Annotated in this window: 16 protein-coding genes; 12 read left to right on the top strand and 4 right to left on the bottom strand. The window is 34.3% G+C overall.

What is annotated here, in order from left to right; all coding sequences use genetic code 11:
• Window positions 1–110 precede the first annotated feature (110 nt).
• The 5 genes from ACU1LP_RS03420 to ACU1LP_RS03400 all read left to right on the top strand — a co-directional run bounded on the left by ACU1LP_RS03420 (window position 111) and on the right by ACU1LP_RS03400 (window position 5,321).
• Window positions 111–1,355, top strand: a complete 1,245-nt coding sequence (locus tag ACU1LP_RS03420; RefSeq protein WP_445732084.1) for an efflux RND transporter periplasmic adaptor subunit — start codon at window positions 111–113, stop codon at window positions 1,353–1,355.
• Window positions 1,356–1,358: 3 nt separating this feature from the next.
• Complete coding sequence (locus tag ACU1LP_RS03415) at window positions 1,359–2,711, top strand: ABC transporter permease (RefSeq protein ID WP_445732085.1); 1,353 nt, start codon at window positions 1,359–1,361, stop codon at window positions 2,709–2,711.
• A gap of 81 nt (window positions 2,712–2,792) precedes the next feature.
• Entirely contained in the window at window positions 2,793–4,253 is a 1,461-nt protein-coding gene (locus ACU1LP_RS03410; protein WP_445732086.1) for a TolC family protein, read from the top strand.
• 29 nt (window positions 4,254–4,282) lie between these two features.
• Entirely contained in the window at window positions 4,283–5,104 is an 822-nt protein-coding gene (murQ, locus tag ACU1LP_RS03405) for an N-acetylmuramic acid 6-phosphate etherase (RefSeq protein ID WP_445733437.1), read from the top strand.
• Entirely contained in the window at window positions 5,091–5,321 is a 231-nt protein-coding gene (locus ACU1LP_RS03400; RefSeq protein WP_445732087.1) for a DUF6095 family protein, read from the top strand. The genes murQ and ACU1LP_RS03400 overlap by 14 nt, the downstream gene beginning before the upstream one ends.
• A gap of 4 nt (window positions 5,322–5,325) precedes the next feature.
• Here the strand turns inward: ACU1LP_RS03400 and ACU1LP_RS03395 are convergent, their stop codons facing one another.
• The 4 genes from ACU1LP_RS03395 to ACU1LP_RS03380 all read right to left on the bottom strand — a co-directional run bounded on the left by ACU1LP_RS03395 (window position 5,326) and on the right by ACU1LP_RS03380 (window position 9,712).
• Window positions 5,326–5,733, bottom strand: coding sequence for a hypothetical protein (locus ACU1LP_RS03395; RefSeq protein WP_445733429.1), 408 nt, complete (start codon window positions 5,731–5,733; stop codon window positions 5,326–5,328).
• Window positions 5,734–5,920: 187 nt separating this feature from the next.
• On the bottom strand, window positions 5,921–7,429 hold the full coding sequence (locus tag ACU1LP_RS03390; RefSeq protein WP_445732089.1) for a sensor histidine kinase: 1,509 nt from the start codon (window positions 7,427–7,429) through the stop codon (window positions 5,921–5,923).
• 27 nt (window positions 7,430–7,456) lie between these two features.
• On the bottom strand, window positions 7,457–8,950 hold the full coding sequence (locus ACU1LP_RS03385) for a sensor histidine kinase (RefSeq protein ID WP_445733428.1): 1,494 nt from the start codon (window positions 8,948–8,950) through the stop codon (window positions 7,457–7,459).
• A gap of 18 nt (window positions 8,951–8,968) precedes the next feature.
• Window positions 8,969–9,712 carry a LytR/AlgR family response regulator transcription factor gene (locus ACU1LP_RS03380; protein ID WP_445732091.1) on the bottom strand — a complete coding sequence of 248 codons (744 nt, stop codon included), beginning with the start codon at window positions 9,710–9,712 and terminating at the stop codon, window positions 8,969–8,971.
• A gap of 300 nt (window positions 9,713–10,012) precedes the next feature.
• On the opposite strand from ACU1LP_RS03380, the gene ACU1LP_RS03375 reads away from it, so the two are divergent.
• From ACU1LP_RS03375 to ACU1LP_RS03345, 7 genes are all read left to right on the top strand, one after another.
• Window positions 10,013–10,918 (top strand): hypothetical protein, encoded by a 906-nt coding sequence (locus tag ACU1LP_RS03375; RefSeq protein ID WP_445735569.1) that lies wholly within the window; start codon window positions 10,013–10,015, stop codon window positions 10,916–10,918.
• Between the two features lie 4 nt (window positions 10,919–10,922).
• Window positions 10,923–11,657: a hypothetical protein gene (locus ACU1LP_RS03370; protein WP_445733426.1), complete on the top strand. Its 735-nt coding sequence runs from the start codon at window positions 10,923–10,925 to the stop codon at window positions 11,655–11,657.
• 41 nt (window positions 11,658–11,698) lie between these two features.
• Entirely contained in the window at window positions 11,699–13,030 is a 1,332-nt protein-coding gene (locus ACU1LP_RS03365; RefSeq protein ID WP_445733425.1) for a T9SS type A sorting domain-containing protein, read from the top strand.
• Window positions 13,031–13,246: 216 nt separating this feature from the next.
• Entirely contained in the window at window positions 13,247–14,752 is a 1,506-nt protein-coding gene (locus tag ACU1LP_RS03360; RefSeq protein ID WP_445733424.1) for a T9SS type A sorting domain-containing protein, read from the top strand.
• 39 nt (window positions 14,753–14,791) lie between these two features.
• Window positions 14,792–16,102: an OmpA family protein gene (locus ACU1LP_RS03355; RefSeq protein WP_445735568.1), complete on the top strand. Its 1,311-nt coding sequence runs from the start codon at window positions 14,792–14,794 to the stop codon at window positions 16,100–16,102.
• Between the two features lies 1 nt (window position 16,103).
• Window positions 16,104–17,045 carry a hypothetical protein gene (locus ACU1LP_RS03350; RefSeq protein WP_445735567.1) on the top strand — a complete coding sequence of 314 codons (942 nt, stop codon included), beginning with the start codon at window positions 16,104–16,106 and terminating at the stop codon, window positions 17,043–17,045.
• A 100-nt stretch (window positions 17,046–17,145) separates the two neighbouring features.
• The coding region (locus ACU1LP_RS03345) for a hypothetical protein (RefSeq protein ID WP_445735566.1) at window positions 17,146–17,646 on the top strand (501 nt) is incomplete at its 3' end.

Genomic DNA, 17,646 nt, shown 5'->3' with positions numbered 1-17,646 from the left:
TAGAATTAGTTATAAATAATATAAAATATACAATTTTAAGAATATATTAACTATATAAAATCTTACATAGTTTATTTTTATTGAAATTTCATCAACCAAAAATTACTTTTATGAATAAAAAAAAGCTCGCTTTAATAATTGGCGGAATCGTTCTATTGATTATTGTTTATTCTTTTTTCGGCCAAAGCAATAACGAAAACGTATTATTAACAACCAAAGTAGTAAAAGGTACTTTTTTAGACGAAGTTATAATTTCCGGAGAAGCACAATCTACAAGCTCCAAAGAAATCAACGGGCCCATCAACGCCAGACGGTTTAACATCTACCAACTAAAAATACAGGATTTGGTAGCAGAAGGTACTGTTGTGAAAAAAGGCGATTATATAGGTAAATTGGATGCTTCAGAGGTTAATAGTAAAATTAATGACGCGCAACTAAATTTAGAAAGTGCCGAATCAAAATACACACAGCAGCAACTTGACACCACACTTACCTTAAAACAAGAACGAACTGCCATTAAAGATCTTCTGTTCAATATTGAGGAAAATCAATTGGAACTAAAGCGTTCCATTTATGAGCCCCCAGCAACCATTAGACAATTGGAAATCAAAATTGAAAAATTCGAGCGTGATCTAAAAGAAAAAAAGGAAGACTATTCTATTAAAAAAAGGCAGGCCAATGCTAAAATGATTGAGGTTGGCACCGAAGTATCTAAAATAAAAAAACAAATAGAACAATTAACCGATTTACAGAAAGAATTTACTGTTTACTCTGAAGATGATGGTATGGTAACCTATGTTAAAGACTGGAACGGCACTAAAAAGAAAGTGGGCGCCACCATATCACCTTGGGAACCGGCCTTGGCCAGTTTACCGGATTTATCAAAAATGGAATCTAAAACCTATAGTAATGAAATTGACATAAGAAAGATAAAAAAGGACTTAAAAGTTAAAATTGGTTTTGATGCTTTTCCAGACATTGAAATAAGTGGCATTGTAACCGATGTAGCGAATGTAGGCGAAAACAAAAGAGGATCGGACATTAAACTTTTTCAAGTGTTGATAAAACTGAATGAGAAAAACAAGAACATTAGACCCGGTATGACCACCTCCAATAGGATTTTAACGCACCAAGAAAACAACGTATTAATGGTGCCTCTGGAAGCTATATTTTCAAAAGATTCCATTAGCTATACGTATGTTAAATCTGGATATTCAGTGGAAAAGAAACAAGTGGAACTAGGGTTGGCCAATAATGAAGTAGTGATTATTGAAAAAGGATTGAAGGAAAATGATGTTGTTTACTTAACGGCACCTACGGATATGGAAGAAAAAAGTATAACGCCATTAAAGTAACACATGATAGACAAAATACTTTTAGAAAAACTAAAATCCAATTTTAATGAGGCTTTTTGGTTTATTAAAACAAATAAGGTAAGAACATTTTTAACTGCGTTGGGAATTATTTTTGGAGTGGCATCGGTTATTACCATGCTTGCCATTGGCAATGGTGCCGAAAAAGAAATTTTATCGCAGTTGGAATTAGTGGGCGTTAACAATATTGTAGTAACGCCCATACCGGATATTGAAAATGAAAGTGAAAAGCAAAGCGATGAGGAAGCTACAAACAATGAATCTAAAAAATTTTCCAAAGGCTTGGACATATTAGATGCTTTAAGCGTAAATAAAACCATTCCAAGTGTTAAGCTTGTAAGCCCCGAAATAATTCTTGATACGTACGTTATAAACAACGGGAAACAAAATTCGGTTAAGTTAATTGGGGTATCGCCCACATTTTTTGAAGTCTCAAACATAACTATTGAAAAAGGTAAAAGTTTCTCAGAATATCAAATTAAAAATGCACTACCGGTATGTGTAATAGGCAAAAAAATCGAGAAAAAACTGTTTACTGGCGAAAGTGCTTTAGGCAAACAAATTAAAGTTAAAGACGTTTGGTTAGAAGTTGTTGGTGTTATTGAAGAAAAATTAATTTCTGATAAGGCACAAGAAGATTTGGGCATTAGAGATTTGAACCAAGATATTTACATCCCCATAAAAACATTTTTAGGGCGCTATAGAGACAGAAAAATAATAACAGACGATTTGGATGCTCGAAACAGTAATGATGAAGGGCCCAAAAAGAGAATCCCTAGAGGCAACTACCATCAAATAGATAAATTGACCATACAGGTTTTTAACTCAAACGAATTAAAATCCACTGCCGAGGTTTTAAGCAAACTGCTCAGACGAAGGCATAATGATGTATTGGATTTTGAAATCGCCATTCCTATACAACTCCTTAAACAACAACAAAAAACAAAACAAATTTTCAATATCGTATTAAGCATCATTGCCGGTATTTCATTGCTTATTGGAGGTATTGGCATTATGAACATTATGTTGGCATCGGTATTAGAAAGAACAAAAGAAATAGGAATAATACGTGCGATTGGGGCTACTGAGGAAGATGTTATTTTACAGTTTTTATCAGAATCTGTATTAATTAGTGTTGGCGGTGGTATTATTGGAATTATCGTTGGTATTATTGGTGCTTATGTGATTGAAATGGTTTCGGGCATAGAAACCGTACTATCCTTAAACTCTATATTGCTTTCCTTTTTTATTGCGGTTGTGGTAGGATTGGTATTCGGAATATTTCCGGCAAAAGCAGCTGCAAACAAAAAACCCATTCAAGCACTTCGGTCTGAATAATATAAAAATGAATTGTAGTTTCCCTCAAATACCCATTATACGTTTTAAATGAAACTACATCAAACCACTAAAACAAAACAGATGAAAAAAACAGTGTTATTATTAATGGTAATTTTTCCATGCATCATTTTTTCGCAATCAAAAAAAGTAACACTGGCCGACGCCATTACCATAGCCCAAAAACAATCTCCCGATTATAAAACAACACTAAACAGAAACCAATCGAATTATTGGCGTTTCAGGAATTACAAAGCTAGTTTTCTGCCTCAATTAAGATTTAACGCAACCTTACCCGAATACAATAAAGCGGTACGTAGAATAACCAATGATGCCGGTCAGGATATTTTTGTAAATCAAGACCAATTACTTTTGGAAGGCGGCTTGTCCATAGCACAAAACATCCCATACACAGGGGGTACGCTCTCATTAAATTCTAATTTGGAGCGCATTGAACTTTTTGGACTCGATGATAACATCGGTTATTCGGTCATCCCTTTTTCGGTAAGGTACTTTCAAAATTCCTTGTTTTACAACCCTTTTAAATGGGATAAAAAAATTGAACCATTAATTTATGAAGAATCAAAAAGAGATTTTGTTGAAAAAATGGAAGACATTTCCGTTAATGCCTGCCAACGCTATTTTCAATTGCTTAAAGCACAAGTGCAACTGGAAATTGCTAAAGTAAACTTATCTAACCAAGACACACTGTATCAAATTTCTAAAGGACGGTTCAAAATAGGGAAAATTGCAGAAAACGAATTGTTGCAAGTAGAATTGACATTATTGAATTCCAGAAATGATGTCACTACCAATATTATAGAGTTAAAAAGGACCTCTCAAAATTTAGCGCGATATTTAGAATTGGATACAGAAAATTTAGAATTAGTCATACCTGATAAACTACCACTATTTGATGTAAATGTTGATAAAGCTATAGAAGAAGCTCAATCCAACAGGAAAGCAGTTATAGAATTTAGAAGAAAACGATTGGAAGCAGAACAGGAATTAGCACGTGTAAAAGGAAGCAACAAATTACAATTAGGTCTGAACGCCAACTTTGGAATCTCCCAAAATGGGGATGATTTCAATAATCTTTTTACCAACTTCAATAAACAGCAAAACCTTTCTTTATCGGTCTCCATTCCAATATTTGATTGGGGGGTGTCTAAATCCAAACGCAAAATGGCTGAAGCAGATTTAGATTTAACCAATAACGATATAGACCAAGAAAAACAATTGTTTGAACAGGAAATTTATTTACATGTTTTAAATTGGTCCAACCAAAGAGACTTTTTAGCTACCTCTGAAAAAGCAAAAGAAATAGCCATAAAGCGCTATGAAATCTCACAGAAAAGATATGTTTTGGACAAAATAACCATAACGGACCTAAATATTGCCTTGCAGGAAAAAGACAGGGCAGTTCTGCAATATTTAAATTCACTTGAAAAATTTTGGCAAGATTATTATATTTTAAGACAATTAACGCTTTATGACTTTATAAATGATAAAAAATTAGAAGTTGAGAGTGTCCTTTTTGATTAAAATCGGCGATTAATTCCTATTTTTGAATGATGAATTTCACAAAAACCACCGAACAGGATTCCAATTACGATCATCTGGAAAAGATGAATGTCCAGACATTATTGTATAATATTAACAATGAAGATAAAACCGTTCCATTAGCAGTTGAAAATGCACTACCAGAAATTGAAAAATTAGTTGCTGTTGTTGTGAAAAAACTTAAGGATGGTGGTCGTTTGTTTTATTTAGGAGCAGGCACCAGTGGTCGTTTAGGAATATTGGATGCGTCAGAGTGCCCACCAACCTTTGGGGTCTCTCACGATTTGGTTATTGGATTAATAGCAGGTGGCGATGTCGCCATAAGAAAAGCGGTAGAGTTTGCCGAAGATTCAACCACTCAAGGTTGGGAAGATTTAAAATCTTATCAAATTTCAAATAAAGATGTTGTTATCGGTATTGCCGCATCGGGCACAACGCCCTATGTAATATCTGCATTAGAAAAATGTAATGAAAACCATATTGTTACAGGGTGTATTACTTGCAACAAAAACAGTCCGCTTTCCCAAGTTTCAAAATTCCCCATAGAAGTTATTGTGGGCCCTGAATTTGTAACCGGTAGTTCTAGAATGAAGGCAGGAACCGCTCAAAAAATGGTGCTTAATATGATTACAACAACTGCCATGGTTCAATTAGGCCATATAAAAGGCAATAAAATGGTGGATATGCAATTGAGCAATAATAAATTGGTTGATCGAGGAACAAAAATGATCATGTCTGAACTCAATATTTCACAAGAAAAGGCCCAGGCTCTTTTAAATACTTATAAAAATGTGCGCTTAGCAATAAAAAATTACAGCCATGGAAACCGATAGAACTGATAGAACAATACTATTCAAAGGTGTAAAAATATTGGTTTTTGCCTTAATGACCCTATTTTTAGGTCCCATATTCATGCACGTCGCTTTTAGCAATAAAGACAAGCCTCTTTACATTCCTATACTAATTGTGGGATGTTTAATTTCGGCCATGGCGGTATTCTTGATTTTTAAGGGAATAAAAACCATCATGGACAGTATGTTCAAAAAATGAATGATTAATTTATAGATGTTTGCTTTGGGGTTGTGGGGTTATAGCCAAAATCTGAATCTTCCATAGAAATATTTAAGGCATCCAATATATAATTCATAATAGCATAATGGTGAATGGTATGGCTATTGGCTTGTGCAAACAATGCCCCATAAGTATATGTCATTTCTACTTTGCCTAATCCCAAATCATCAAAAACCACAACAGGATCATTCATATCACATTCAAACTTCATTAACTTATCAATAATAGAATCTAAATACTGCTTGGCACTACTACACTCAGATTCTACTTTCTTGTTTCTACTTCTTGCGGTTAAATCAATCCCATTATCCAAACTCGTACCGAAAATACAGTCATAAAAATCCAGAATATGGCGAATATGAGAACCAATACTTGAATAGTAAGGGGACACTGAGTGATCGCTTATAATTTCATCAGAAAGCGACCCTAAGAGTGATTTTGATTTACTAAGCGTGTGAATTGAAGACTGAATTATTGTATGCATTGTTCTAATATAGAGAATTAACCGGGATAAAAAAATAATTGTGTTATTAGTCTTATAAAAAATTAAGCCTTACAGATAATCGATCCAAATAATATTAATCAATGGGTAATTTTAGGGTGATTTGTGTCCCTAAAGGCGTATGGTCATCATCATAAAGGTCACCAATTAAAAGGCTATAGTCATTATTGAGATTTTTGGAGAAATTCTTCAGGCGTTCTTCAGTAATTTTAATGCCTACCGCTTTTTGATTATGAATTTTTTTTGATTTTATTTCAGCTGACCGCTTTCTTCCAATACCATTATCAATAATATCAATTTTGAGATGTGAATCGCCTTCATTTTCAATTTTCAATTTTAATTTTTTGTTGGTTTTACGAAGTGAAAGACCATGCCAAATGGCGTTTTCAATAAATGGCTGAAGAATTAAGGGCGGTATTTGAATATGTTCTTGATTCACCGCTTCATCCACTTCCAATAAAAATTCAATGTCATTGTTAAACCTAATATTTTCAATGTTCACATACAACGTAATGGTTTCCAATTCATCTTTTAAAGAGATGACTTGCTCAGTTGAAGATGATAAGATAAGCCGGGTCAACTTGGAAAACTTATTTAAATAATAAACCGCATTTTCCTTTTCGTTATCTATGATGTAGCGTTTAATGGAATTCAAGGAATTGAAAATAAAATGCGGATTCATTTGGTTTCGTAGAGACTCGACCTTCAATTCGGCCAACTCTTTTTCAAATTTTATCTTTATGCTTTCCAATTTATCGGCTTCCGCTTGTTTGCTCAAACCTTTTACGTCACGCTCCAGTCTCTTTTGGATTTTCTCACGTAATTTTTCGTTTTTTTTAAGTTGTTTAATCAATTTTTCTTGTGATTCATTGCGTTCCTGAATAATCCGTTTTTGCTTTTGCCCCAATCCCAATGAGAAAAATATGTTTTCAACAAGTATTCCAATATAAAATATAGTAAAGCGCAATTCATTCTCTACCGGTAATAGTTTTAGCTTAAAGATTACCGTAGCGGTCATGGATGAAACAAATAGGAAAAGTGACCCGATAATAATATAATATTTAAGATTGGCCTTAATTTTAAACAGTAGTACATAACTAACAATTGACAATATGAAAATTGACACTAAAAATATTAGGTCTCCTTTCCGAATAAATTGAATATCTCCGGTAATTCTATATAAAACTCCAAATAACACCGTTGCTATGAAAATACCATAAACTGACCTAAAAATAAGATTATGCCATTTTTTGGAATAGGCCTTTAGGTCAATAAAGGTAAATGCGAATATGAAGTAAAGTAAATTATAGGTCCATGTGATATTAATATTGAACTCATTGATATAATAGTGAATGGGCTTGATCCATTCGAAAATAAATCCGGAGGAAACATCATCTACATGACTTATTAAAATTAAGAAGGTATATGAACTGTAAAATAAATAGGTGGTATCCCTATGCTGAAAGTAAAGCAAAAAATGATAGACTGTCAGAATGAACAGCACACCTAAAACAAAAATAACAATACCGTTGTCATTTGGGTATTTCAGGATCTCATATATTTGTAAGCAAACCAACAAAATCATCTATTTATAGGGAATCGTATCATTTATTCAAATAAGCGGTACTTTTAAATTTACCATGGTTCCAATTGCAGTATTATTATCATCCATTAAATCTATAATTTCCAACTCATAATCATGCTTAAATTTTATAGAGAACATGGCCAAACGTTCTTTGGTTAACTTAATACCAACAGAATTTGGTTGGTGTACCTTTTTAGATTTTATTTCAGCAGACTTCACGCGACCAATACCGTTATCTATAATATGTATATTTACAAATGCCGATCCTTCTTTTTCCAAATTCACAACCAATGATCTATCGTCTTTTTTCAATGACAGCCCATGCCAAATTGCATTCTCCAAAAACGGTTGCAGTATTAACGAAGGAACTTTAATGGTGTTAAGATTTAATTCATCATCTGCGTTTATTGAAAATTGTATGGTATTATCAAATCGTATATTTTCAATATTCACATAAAGTTCCATCGTTTCAATTTCTTCAGCCAACGAAATTTCCTTTTCCATGGAAGCCGATAATATTTTACGGATTAATTTCGAAAACTTGTTTAAGTAATAAACTGCATTTTCTTTTTCGTTATCAATAATATAGCGCTTTATGGAGTTTAACGAGTTAAAAATAAAATGTGGGTTCATTTGGCTTCGCAATGCAGACACTTTCATTTCGGCCAATTCTTTGTCGTATTTGGATTTTATTTTCTCCAGTTTATCAGCTTTGGCCTGGTCACTTATGGCGGCTATATCCTTCTTAAGTTGTTCTTGGATCTTAAGTTTTAATTTCTCATTGGCTTTTAATTGGCGAATTAAAACTTCCTTGGCATTATTTTTCTCGGTCAGAATTCGTTTTTGTTTATGCCCAAGGGCGAGGGCAAAAAATATATTTTCAATGATTAATCCAAGATAAAAAATGCTGTATCTAATTTCTTGTTCTTCAGGTGTAAGTCCGGCACGCTTGATCATCGATACAACTATGGAACTAAGTACCAGAAACAGCGATCCAATTATGAGGTAATATTTTATTGGACTTTTAACTTTAACCAGAGGATAATAATACAATATGGCAGCTAAATAGGCTGGAATTGTAAAACCAATATGACCTTTGATAACATAATTTACATCGCCGGTAACAAGGAACAAAACCTCAAGCAAAATGGCATATCCAAACAGAACCAGGATAATCCATTTAAATAAAATATACCATTTGTACGATTCCGATCTGAGATCTATTAATTGTGAGGCAAAGATGAGATAGACCAAATTATAGACCAGAATGAAATTTAAACTTAAATGATCTAAAAACCCTTTTATTGGTTGTATCAGGATTTGAATAAAACCATGGTTAGGACGATTCAATAGCCCAATAAAAATTAAAAAAACATAGAGACTATAAAAAAGATAGGCTTTGTCCCTGTGTTGAAAATAGAGCAAAAAATGGTAGATTCCAAGAATGAATAAGATTCCTAAAACAAAAATTGTAATTCCATTTTCATTTGGATGCTTTAGGGTTTCTAAAAAAGTTTGCATGAATAATAATATAAAATATTATCCACTTAATGCTTGCATCAACGGATGTTTTTTTGTTCTCGATACAGGAATGCTGGTACCATTATCCAATACAATATATTGGCCATCACTTTTAATAAATTCCTTTATGTAACTTATGTTGACCAAGTAAGAGTTGTGGACCCTAAAAAAGGTTTCGTTATGGAAAAGCACCTCAACTTCCTTTAATTTTTTTGAAAGTATTTCTGTTTTTTGGTCTTTAAAATATATTTCTGAATAATTGCCACTGGATTTGCAATAGATAATATCATTTGCATCAACAAAAATGGTTTTTCCAGCTACGGGAATGGCAACCTTTTTCGATTCACCGGTTGGTGTAATGCTTTCAATCACTTTACGTATTTCAAAACCCAATTCATTTTTGGTTTTATTGACCCTAACGCGTTCAACGGCTTCGGAAAGGTCATCGGAATCTATAGGCTTTAACAAATAATCTATGGCATGTTCTTTAAATGCCTTTATGGCATAATTATCAAAAGCCGTTGTGATTATCAGATCAAATTCCCGATATTTCAAACTTGCCAAGAGTTGAAAGCCATCCATTTCTGGCATTTCAATATCCAAAAAAACACAATCGGGTTTTAAATAATTAATGGCAGAAATAGCTTCCACCGGATTTGTGAGCGCATCGCACACCTCAATATCCTTACAAAAATTCTCCAGCTCCCATTTAAGGTTTTTCACGGCACCAAACTCGTCATCCACAATTATGGCTCTTATCATTCTGCTATGCTTCAAATATTCATTCATCAAAGATAATCACATTATAAAGGGTTACTCTCGAATTTACACTACCTGCATAATTTATTGTATGTATGGTTAAAAACTATCATAATAAGTAAAAAATAATTACAACCAACCGTTTTGTTAATATACAACTTTTTTATTACAGTTCACACATAATAACCTGCCATACATAAAGTTAGGCAAAACTTCACACCAGACTTATAATATCTTTAATCATTGTTGTTAAAAATATTCCCAAAGCTGTCATTCTTTTCCTATAACTAAAACAGCCTTTAAATGAAATCAACACAAATAAATTACCACAAAATTTTATTGACACTACTCTTTCTTTTTTTAGGTCAAAATACCCAAGCCCAACTTCTGGACAAGCTAAAACAACGTGCCGAAGAAAAAGGATTACAGACCCGGGAAGTATCCTTCGATAGCACAGACAATGCAAAGAACAGGGCCACATCATACGAAGAGGAGGAATTGGTCATCAATTCGGCAAGCGATTTCTTTACAACAGATGTTGTTATGAAACTATATTATGATTATGAAAATAAAGCCGTTATCCATACGCAATATTTTGATGCCGATGCCATTGCCATGCGCACAGAATTTCCAGACCCAACAAAAAAACCGTTGTTCCATGACAGCAAAGGCTATGCTTATGCTTACAATGAGGGTGGTTATGTAAAAATGAAATTAGCAGCTTCTGACATGATGGGCTTTATGACTGCCAGTATGATTCCCCAAGCGTATAAACTGCCCGCACAGCCCTATTTGGAAGCATTTAGTGCCCTGGCAGAAAAAGAAATTTCTCTCAATTTCTTGATATTGGAGCTCGCTTTTATCTATAAACCGAGCCATTTTGAAGACGACTCATATTATACACCTTCCAAAACCAAGTGCAACAATTCAAATACTTGTACAAAGTTTAGCTATAACGATCCTGAATACCCGGGAAGCTATATCCAGTTTGATGACAACGGAAGATTGTCAGAATTATATATAAACACCATCAACCCAGAAGTTAAAAAAGAAGATCATCCTACAGGCAGAATTGTTTACACCTACCAAAATGTAAGCGTAAAACTACCGGATGCCACAGAGCAATCCCTGATGCCGGGGCCTTTTGGTAAACTAATGGAAAAAGGATTGCAACCCTGGAAAAACAATAAAAAGAAAAACGATAATTAAACAGATGAAAACAAAACTTATCATACTCGCGACGCTTTGCTTTTGCTTAAACACACATATTGAGGCACAAGGTAAACTTAAAAAAATAACAGACGGATTAATGGGCTCCGGCAAATTGGATGCCTCAAAATTACCTGAAATCTATCAGTTTGATTGGGAATATAAAACCGAAATAAAAGCAGAAAAAAATGAACCTATGGAGATGAATTACCTCATAGGCCCTAACAAGGATTACTTTGGTATGGAAATGTCAAGTAAGGAATCCAAGCAAATGGGAAACGTGAGCATGGTCATGGATTCCAAAGCTGGAATTACTACGATGTTTATGAATGCCAACGGCCAAAACATGGCACAAATGATGAAAATCCCAGATCCAGACAATGATAAAAAAAATGAACCAAATTATAGTTTTAAAGAAATTGGCACAAAAACCATATTGGGTTATGAAAGCTATGGCATGGAGTTAGAAAATGCCGACTATAAGGGCACCATGTATTTTACCTTGGATGCACCTGTAAACTTTAGTGCGTTTTTTGCATTCTCAAATAATAAAAATGGCCCGAAAGGCTTCGACCCTGCTTTATTAAAAGTACTTGCCGAAGATGCACTGCTTATGGAAATGAACTTTGAGCATAAAAAGAAAAAGAAACAAAGCTTTACCATGACAGCGGTAAGCCTTGAAAAAAAAGAAACCATCATCAATAAAAAGGACTATCAATTTATAAAGATGGGATTTTAAAAATCGCTCATAAAAAACATTAATCCATAAAAACACAAATCATGAAAAAAATTACAAAAACGTTTACCGTTGCGCTAATCTTTTGTTGGACCGTGTTACAGACCATTGGTGCCCAAACTGAATATAAACTGGATTCCATTCAAAATTTTAACTGGGATGAGAGTGCCATGGCTTTATTAATGACCATTCGCGAACATTACACCTATGCCAATGAAGGGGCAAATTATACTAATTATTTGCATATAAAAAAAACCAATGGTATTTGGGTCAATAACCAACAAACAGATATCGATCTAAATAACCTTGGGTTTCCTTCGGTTTCTACAAATCAAACCTGGGATTCAAATACAAACGATTGGCTAAATGTTGCTAGAGGTTTTTATACATACAACGGGTTTAACGCTCCAGAATCGGTTGTTAATCAATTATGGGATAATAGCTCAATGACATGGTTATATGTAGATAAATATGAGTTTTTATACAATGATGCTCAACGAGAAACAAAACGAATTTCCTACCTCTCCCAAAACAACCAGGATATCTGGATTCCAAATAATGAGTTTGAAACCGTTTATGATGTAGATGGCAGAACTTTAGCTTATATAAATAGAAATTACGACTCCGGTTTAATGCAGATGGTAAATGATGAGCAAACTGTTAACACTATTATAGGAGGTGTGTTAACAGAACTTCTTCAACAAGAATGGGATACAGCAACAGATACTTGGATAAATACTTTTAAAAGGGAATATGTGTATAATAATGACCTACTTGAGCAAATAAATGATTTTAGTTGGGAAGAAGGCGCTTGGCAACCAGCAAGACAAGTAAATTATACATATAATGGTAATGGGCAAATAGAAACAAGCACCACTTTATACTATTTTGATCCTTCTTTCCAAAATTACTCTCGTGTACAATATACCTATACCAATAACCACATTACACAATGGATTTTTCAAAGTTGGGATATTGGGCTGGATGATTGGAGAAACACCCAAAAATGGAATGATGTCTATGATGCGAACGACAATCTTATTGAAAGCTATAGATATAATAATTGGGATGCAACCAATGGGTGGAAAGAAAACACAAAAGCACTCTATTTTTACAGTGAGGTAATACCTTTTAGTTTAAGCGTGGCATCCAACGAACTCTTGGACACAAAAATCTTTCCAAACCCAGCTTCAGAAATTATTACGGTCAAAACATTATCTCCTGTTAAAACCATAGAAATGTATAACACGTTGGGAAAACTATTACTGACAACAACTAAAAGCACCATTAGGGTTGATGTCTTTCAAAATGGATTATATCTATTAAAAATAGAAACCGATAAAGGACAGATCACTAAAAGGATTGTTGTAAAATAATATTAATCAATAAAAACATGTTACTATTCAGCCTCTTAGAAGTTTGACACGGATTTCACAGATTTCAATAATTCTGTATGTCATACTTTCAATAATTTGATTGAATTTTTACAAAAATCCTTTCAAAGCAATAAAAAATCCGTGTAATCCGTGAAATCTGTGTCTAAATTTATTCGTTTTTATAAGTGCCTGAATAGTTACAAAAACATTTATATCATGAAAACAAAATTATACATATTTATCGCACTATTTATAACTCTAAAAGCGCTTGCACAACCCGAAATAGCGTGGCAGAAGATTTATGGAAGTACAATTGATGATTATGCTTATGCCATAGAACAAACTTTAGATGGAGGGTATGTTATGGCAGGGTATGCATCTGGGTCAAATGGAGACGTGACCAATCATCATGGAAATAGAGATTTTTGGGTAGTAAAGACGGATGCTTCTGGAAACTTGCAATGGCAAAAAGCATTAGGTGGTTCTATTACTGATGTGGCATTTTCCATCAATCAAACTACTGATAACGGTTATATCGTTGCAGGACATACCAATTCTAGTGATGGAGATATAACCGAAAGTTTTGGCCGTGAAGATATTTGGGTTGTAAAGTTGGATGATTTAGGGAATCTTCAATGGCAAAAAAGCTATGGCGATGGCAATGCTCAACGCGCTTTTTCTATAGTACAAACAAAAGATGGAGGGTATGTTTTGGCTGGCTATACTTTTATAGGCACAAGCGAAACAGATGCTATTGTAATAAAATTGGATGCTATCGGGAATGTAGAATGGCAGAACAATTATAGGTATGACAATAACAGTAGTTTTGATGAAGCCCAAAATATCAAACAGACTATTGATGGTGGCTATATTGTGGTTGGTTCTACAAATCCGTATGAAAACCTAGTTAATACATCAGATTTTTGGGTATTAAAATTAGATGCTCAAGGTAATGTAGAATGGGATTCAAGACTTGGAGGTTCTGGTGTTGAAGAAGCTTTGGACGTACAACAACTTTCCGATGCCAGTTATATTGTTGTGGGATTTACCTTTTCCAATGATGGTGATATTACTGGAAATCATGGCCAAGAAGATTATTGGATAGTTAAATTGGATACTACCGGAAATTTAGAGTGGCAAAAAACAATGGGAGGAACCGAAACAGACAGAGCTTTTTCTGTTCGGGAAACCATAGATGGAGGCTATATAGTATCTGGATATACAGAATCTAATGACGGAGACATAACAAACGCCCAAGGTAGTTATGATGGATGGATCGTAAAATTGGATACTACAGGAAATCTTCAATGGCAGAAGATATTGGGAGGAACACAAAGTGATTTTATAACGTCAATCATACAAACTACCGACGATGGGTATATTACCATAGGGGAGACCAGTTCTGATGATTCAGGAGCAGGAGACACCATTGGAGGACACGATTTTTGGATCGTAAAATTTGAACCTGAAACTTTAGGAATAAATAGCCCTACAATAGAAGGGTTTGTATCAATTATATATCCCAATCCAACATCAAACTATATCAATATAAAGTCTGAAATAACGATTACAAAAATTGAAATCTTTGATTTACTCGGAAAACAAATTTTGACTACTGGCACTCAAAACCAACTCGATGTAAGTGGTTTCCAAGCCGGTATATATTTAATAAAGCTGTATTCTGAAAACAGACATAGTATTAAAAAAATTGTCATTAAATAAAGCTGATAACAGAATATTAATTCTAAAAATCTTGGCACAATGAAATTCAAAACCCTCCTCCTTGCTTTTATATTTGTATTGGCTTCAGGAAACGCCCAAGCCCAACTATTAAAAAAACTAAAAAAACGTGCTGAAAGGACCGTTGAACGTAAACTGGAAAAAAAAGTTGAAAAGGAAACCGATAAAACAATGGATACCATTCTTGATGGCAACAAAAAAAAGAAACCGGAAAATGATGAAACCGTTAAAAAGAAAGATGAAAAAGAAACCAATACTGACAATGGCAATGAAACATCAGGAAACCAGAATGGCCTAGATTTAAATGAAGGTGAAACGAGTAAGGACCTAAAACCTTGGTCCAAATATAATTTTGTGCCTGGCGATAAAATTATATTTCAGGACGATTTGGTCGGCGAGGAAAACGGTGAATTCCCATCGCGCTGGGACCTCGTAAAGGGCAATGTCGAAAACGCTTCTTTTGCCAATGAAAATATCATCAATTTTGATAATGGAAGTATCATTGCACCATTAATGGAAACCGACGAATATTTACCGGAAGTTTTTACCTTGGAGTTTGATGCTTATTATGATCAGGAAGTAGTGTCTGTTTATTCTTACCACCAGCTTTATAGACTACGTTTTTGGGATGGTGATTCTTATATCACATTACCCGATAAAGCAGGTAGTTATCAACCAATATATGTGTACCGTTATGGTGTCCTTTTTAATGGGACAATAAAAGGCCAAAGGAAAGAATATAAAAGCTTTGAAACTACCATGATGGACCAGCAACCTGTTTGGCGGCATATTGCTATTGCATTTAACCAGCGCTCATTAAAAATATTTGTCGATGAGTACCACGCACTTAATATCCCTAATTTGGGATTTATGCCTAAAAAAGTTTCCATTGAAGGCTATACCCATCCTTATGGAAAGGAAAATTTTACTATCGCCATTAAGAACATCCGTATTGCCGAAGGTGGTAAAGCGTTGTACGATCGTGTGATGGCAGATGGCAAGTTTGTAACCAGGGGTATTTTGTTTGATGTTAACAAAGCGACCATTAAACCGGAATCTATGGGTGTTATCAATGAAGTCGCCAGAATGATGCAAGAACATCCTGATTTAAATTTCAATATTGAAGGCCATACCGATAGCGATGGAAATGACGATTATAACCAGCGGCTTTCCGAACAAAGGGCAGCTGCCGTAAAAGAAGCTTTAATAAATAGTGGTATTAGTGAAGCACGGATGCAAACAACAGGAAAGGGAGAATCTGTTCCAGTTGCAGAAAATAATACGCCGGAAGGTAAAGCAAATAACCGACGTGTGGAATTTATAAAACTCTAATATGAAAACCAAATTTTTAATCGCAACCATGTTATTGGTATTTGTAATGTGTTTTGTTCAGGCCCAAACTCCTCAAGACATGGCAAAGATCAGGCGCATTCAGGATAGTATGATGAACTTACCTCAAATGAAAGAGATGATGCAGCAAATTGAAGAATCGAACAGCAAACAGGAAGCTGAAGAAAAAAAACGTAGCCCTGAAGAAAAAAAAACGCTTCAAAAAAATACCGACCAAGACGATTGGTATTGGAAAAATTTTATGGAAACAACAACAGTAAGCAAAAATAATAAATTGCCAAATTGGGAAGGTGGCCCTGCCGATATTTCACTCCAATATAGAGATGACAGAAAACCCAATTATCTTAAAATTGAAACCATACTGGCAGATGGCAACATTATATTCAATTTCCCAAAAGAGGTGGAAACAAGTTTGTCCTTTAAAAAAATCCCTGCTTTTTACACTCCCTTTTTTGATATACGCGAAATGTCGTCTTTGCAATTTACCAATGCAGATGTTGGTTTTACGTCAAGGACAAGTTTAGCAATCATTAGAGATGGCCAACGACTTGGGAATTTAACCATCGGAAATTCGGTAAGGGTAACTAAAAACCTTCTTTATGACGGTCTTTTAGATTCAGGAGATGAGGGCTATTTGCTATACTGGGCTTACGCTGCTGCTGATTTTTCCTTAAACGCTGATGAAAACTGGGAAGGTAATGTGCAAAAAGAGGGGACCAATACTATCCAGGTTAAAACAAATGTAAATTATAACCTGAATTTTAAAAAAGGATGGAACCTTGTTAAAGCCGAAGTGATTGGCAATTACAAATTAAATCACGAACGCGGTTATGAAATAACTTGGTTTAAAAACCATAAGCATACCATTATTTCCTCCATGCCAAATGACGCCATTTATTATTTTAGAACTGTACCACAATACTAAAACACAAAACCAGTAAACCGATTAAACACCAACGACTATAAAATAATGAACTTTTAATATTCGAATAAACAAAATAAAAACGCTATTAATCAACACTATTATGAAAACTTTTACTCAATTTAAAAAAGCCCTGGCTATACTATTCTTTATGGCTTCACCTATTTGGGTTATAGCCCAGGCTCCAACAACGCCTTCAACAAACTTTAACACTTCCTCCATTAATGGTAATAGTTTAATAATAAATTTTACCAAAGGTGATGGTGCAAAACGCATTATAATAGCAAAAGAAGGAAGCGTAGTAACCGCAATCCCTACTGATGGTGCCGATTATACACCTGGTGTTTTTGGTGCTGGTAACCAAATTTTACCAGGAGAGTATGTAGTTGCTGAAGGAACCGGACAAAATAATATTACCATTTATGGTCTGAAACCTAGTACAACCTATTATTTTAGGGTTTATGAATTTAATGGCACAGATTCAACTACACAATATTTAACATCTTCATATTTAGATGGCAGCCAAGCCACTTTAACCAATCCCACCGTACAAGCCAGTAACATCCAGTTCAGTAACGTTTTGGGGGCCAGCATGACGGTAAGT

It is taken from the genome of Mariniflexile sp., assembly GCF_052728615.1.
This window is presented reverse-complemented; position numbering and strand designations above follow the sequence as displayed.

What these genes read in the sequence shown, in the direction of transcription:
- ACU1LP_RS03420 (WP_445732084.1), top strand. Translation starts at nt 111, where the DNA reads ATGAATAAAAAAAAGCTCGCTTTAATAATTGGCGGAATCGTTCTATTG.
- ACU1LP_RS03415 (WP_445732085.1), top strand. Translation starts at nt 1,359, where the DNA reads ATGATAGACAAAATACTTTTAGAAAAACTAAAATCCAATTTTAATGAG.
- ACU1LP_RS03410 (WP_445732086.1), top strand. Translation starts at nt 2,793, where the DNA reads ATGAAAAAAACAGTGTTATTATTAATGGTAATTTTTCCATGCATCATT.
- murQ (WP_445733437.1), top strand. Translation starts at nt 4,283, where the DNA reads ATGAATTTCACAAAAACCACCGAACAGGATTCCAATTACGATCATCTG.
- ACU1LP_RS03400 (WP_445732087.1), top strand. Translation starts at nt 5,091, where the DNA reads ATGGAAACCGATAGAACTGATAGAACAATACTATTCAAAGGTGTAAAA.
- ACU1LP_RS03390 (WP_445732089.1), bottom strand. Translation starts at nt 7,429, where the DNA reads ATGATTTTGTTGGTTTGCTTACAAATATATGAGATCCTGAAATACCCA.
- ACU1LP_RS03385 (WP_445733428.1), bottom strand. Translation starts at nt 8,950, where the DNA reads ATGCAAACTTTTTTAGAAACCCTAAAGCATCCAAATGAAAATGGAATT.
- ACU1LP_RS03380 (WP_445732091.1), bottom strand. Translation starts at nt 9,712, where the DNA reads ATGATAAGAGCCATAATTGTGGATGACGAGTTTGGTGCCGTGAAAAAC.
- ACU1LP_RS03375 (WP_445735569.1), top strand. Translation starts at nt 10,013, where the DNA reads ATGAAATCAACACAAATAAATTACCACAAAATTTTATTGACACTACTC.
- ACU1LP_RS03370 (WP_445733426.1), top strand. Translation starts at nt 10,923, where the DNA reads ATGAAAACAAAACTTATCATACTCGCGACGCTTTGCTTTTGCTTAAAC.
- ACU1LP_RS03365 (WP_445733425.1), top strand. Translation starts at nt 11,699, where the DNA reads ATGAAAAAAATTACAAAAACGTTTACCGTTGCGCTAATCTTTTGTTGG.
- ACU1LP_RS03360 (WP_445733424.1), top strand. Translation starts at nt 13,247, where the DNA reads ATGAAAACAAAATTATACATATTTATCGCACTATTTATAACTCTAAAA.
- ACU1LP_RS03355 (WP_445735568.1), top strand. Translation starts at nt 14,792, where the DNA reads ATGAAATTCAAAACCCTCCTCCTTGCTTTTATATTTGTATTGGCTTCA.
- ACU1LP_RS03350 (WP_445735567.1), top strand. Translation starts at nt 16,104, where the DNA reads ATGAAAACCAAATTTTTAATCGCAACCATGTTATTGGTATTTGTAATG.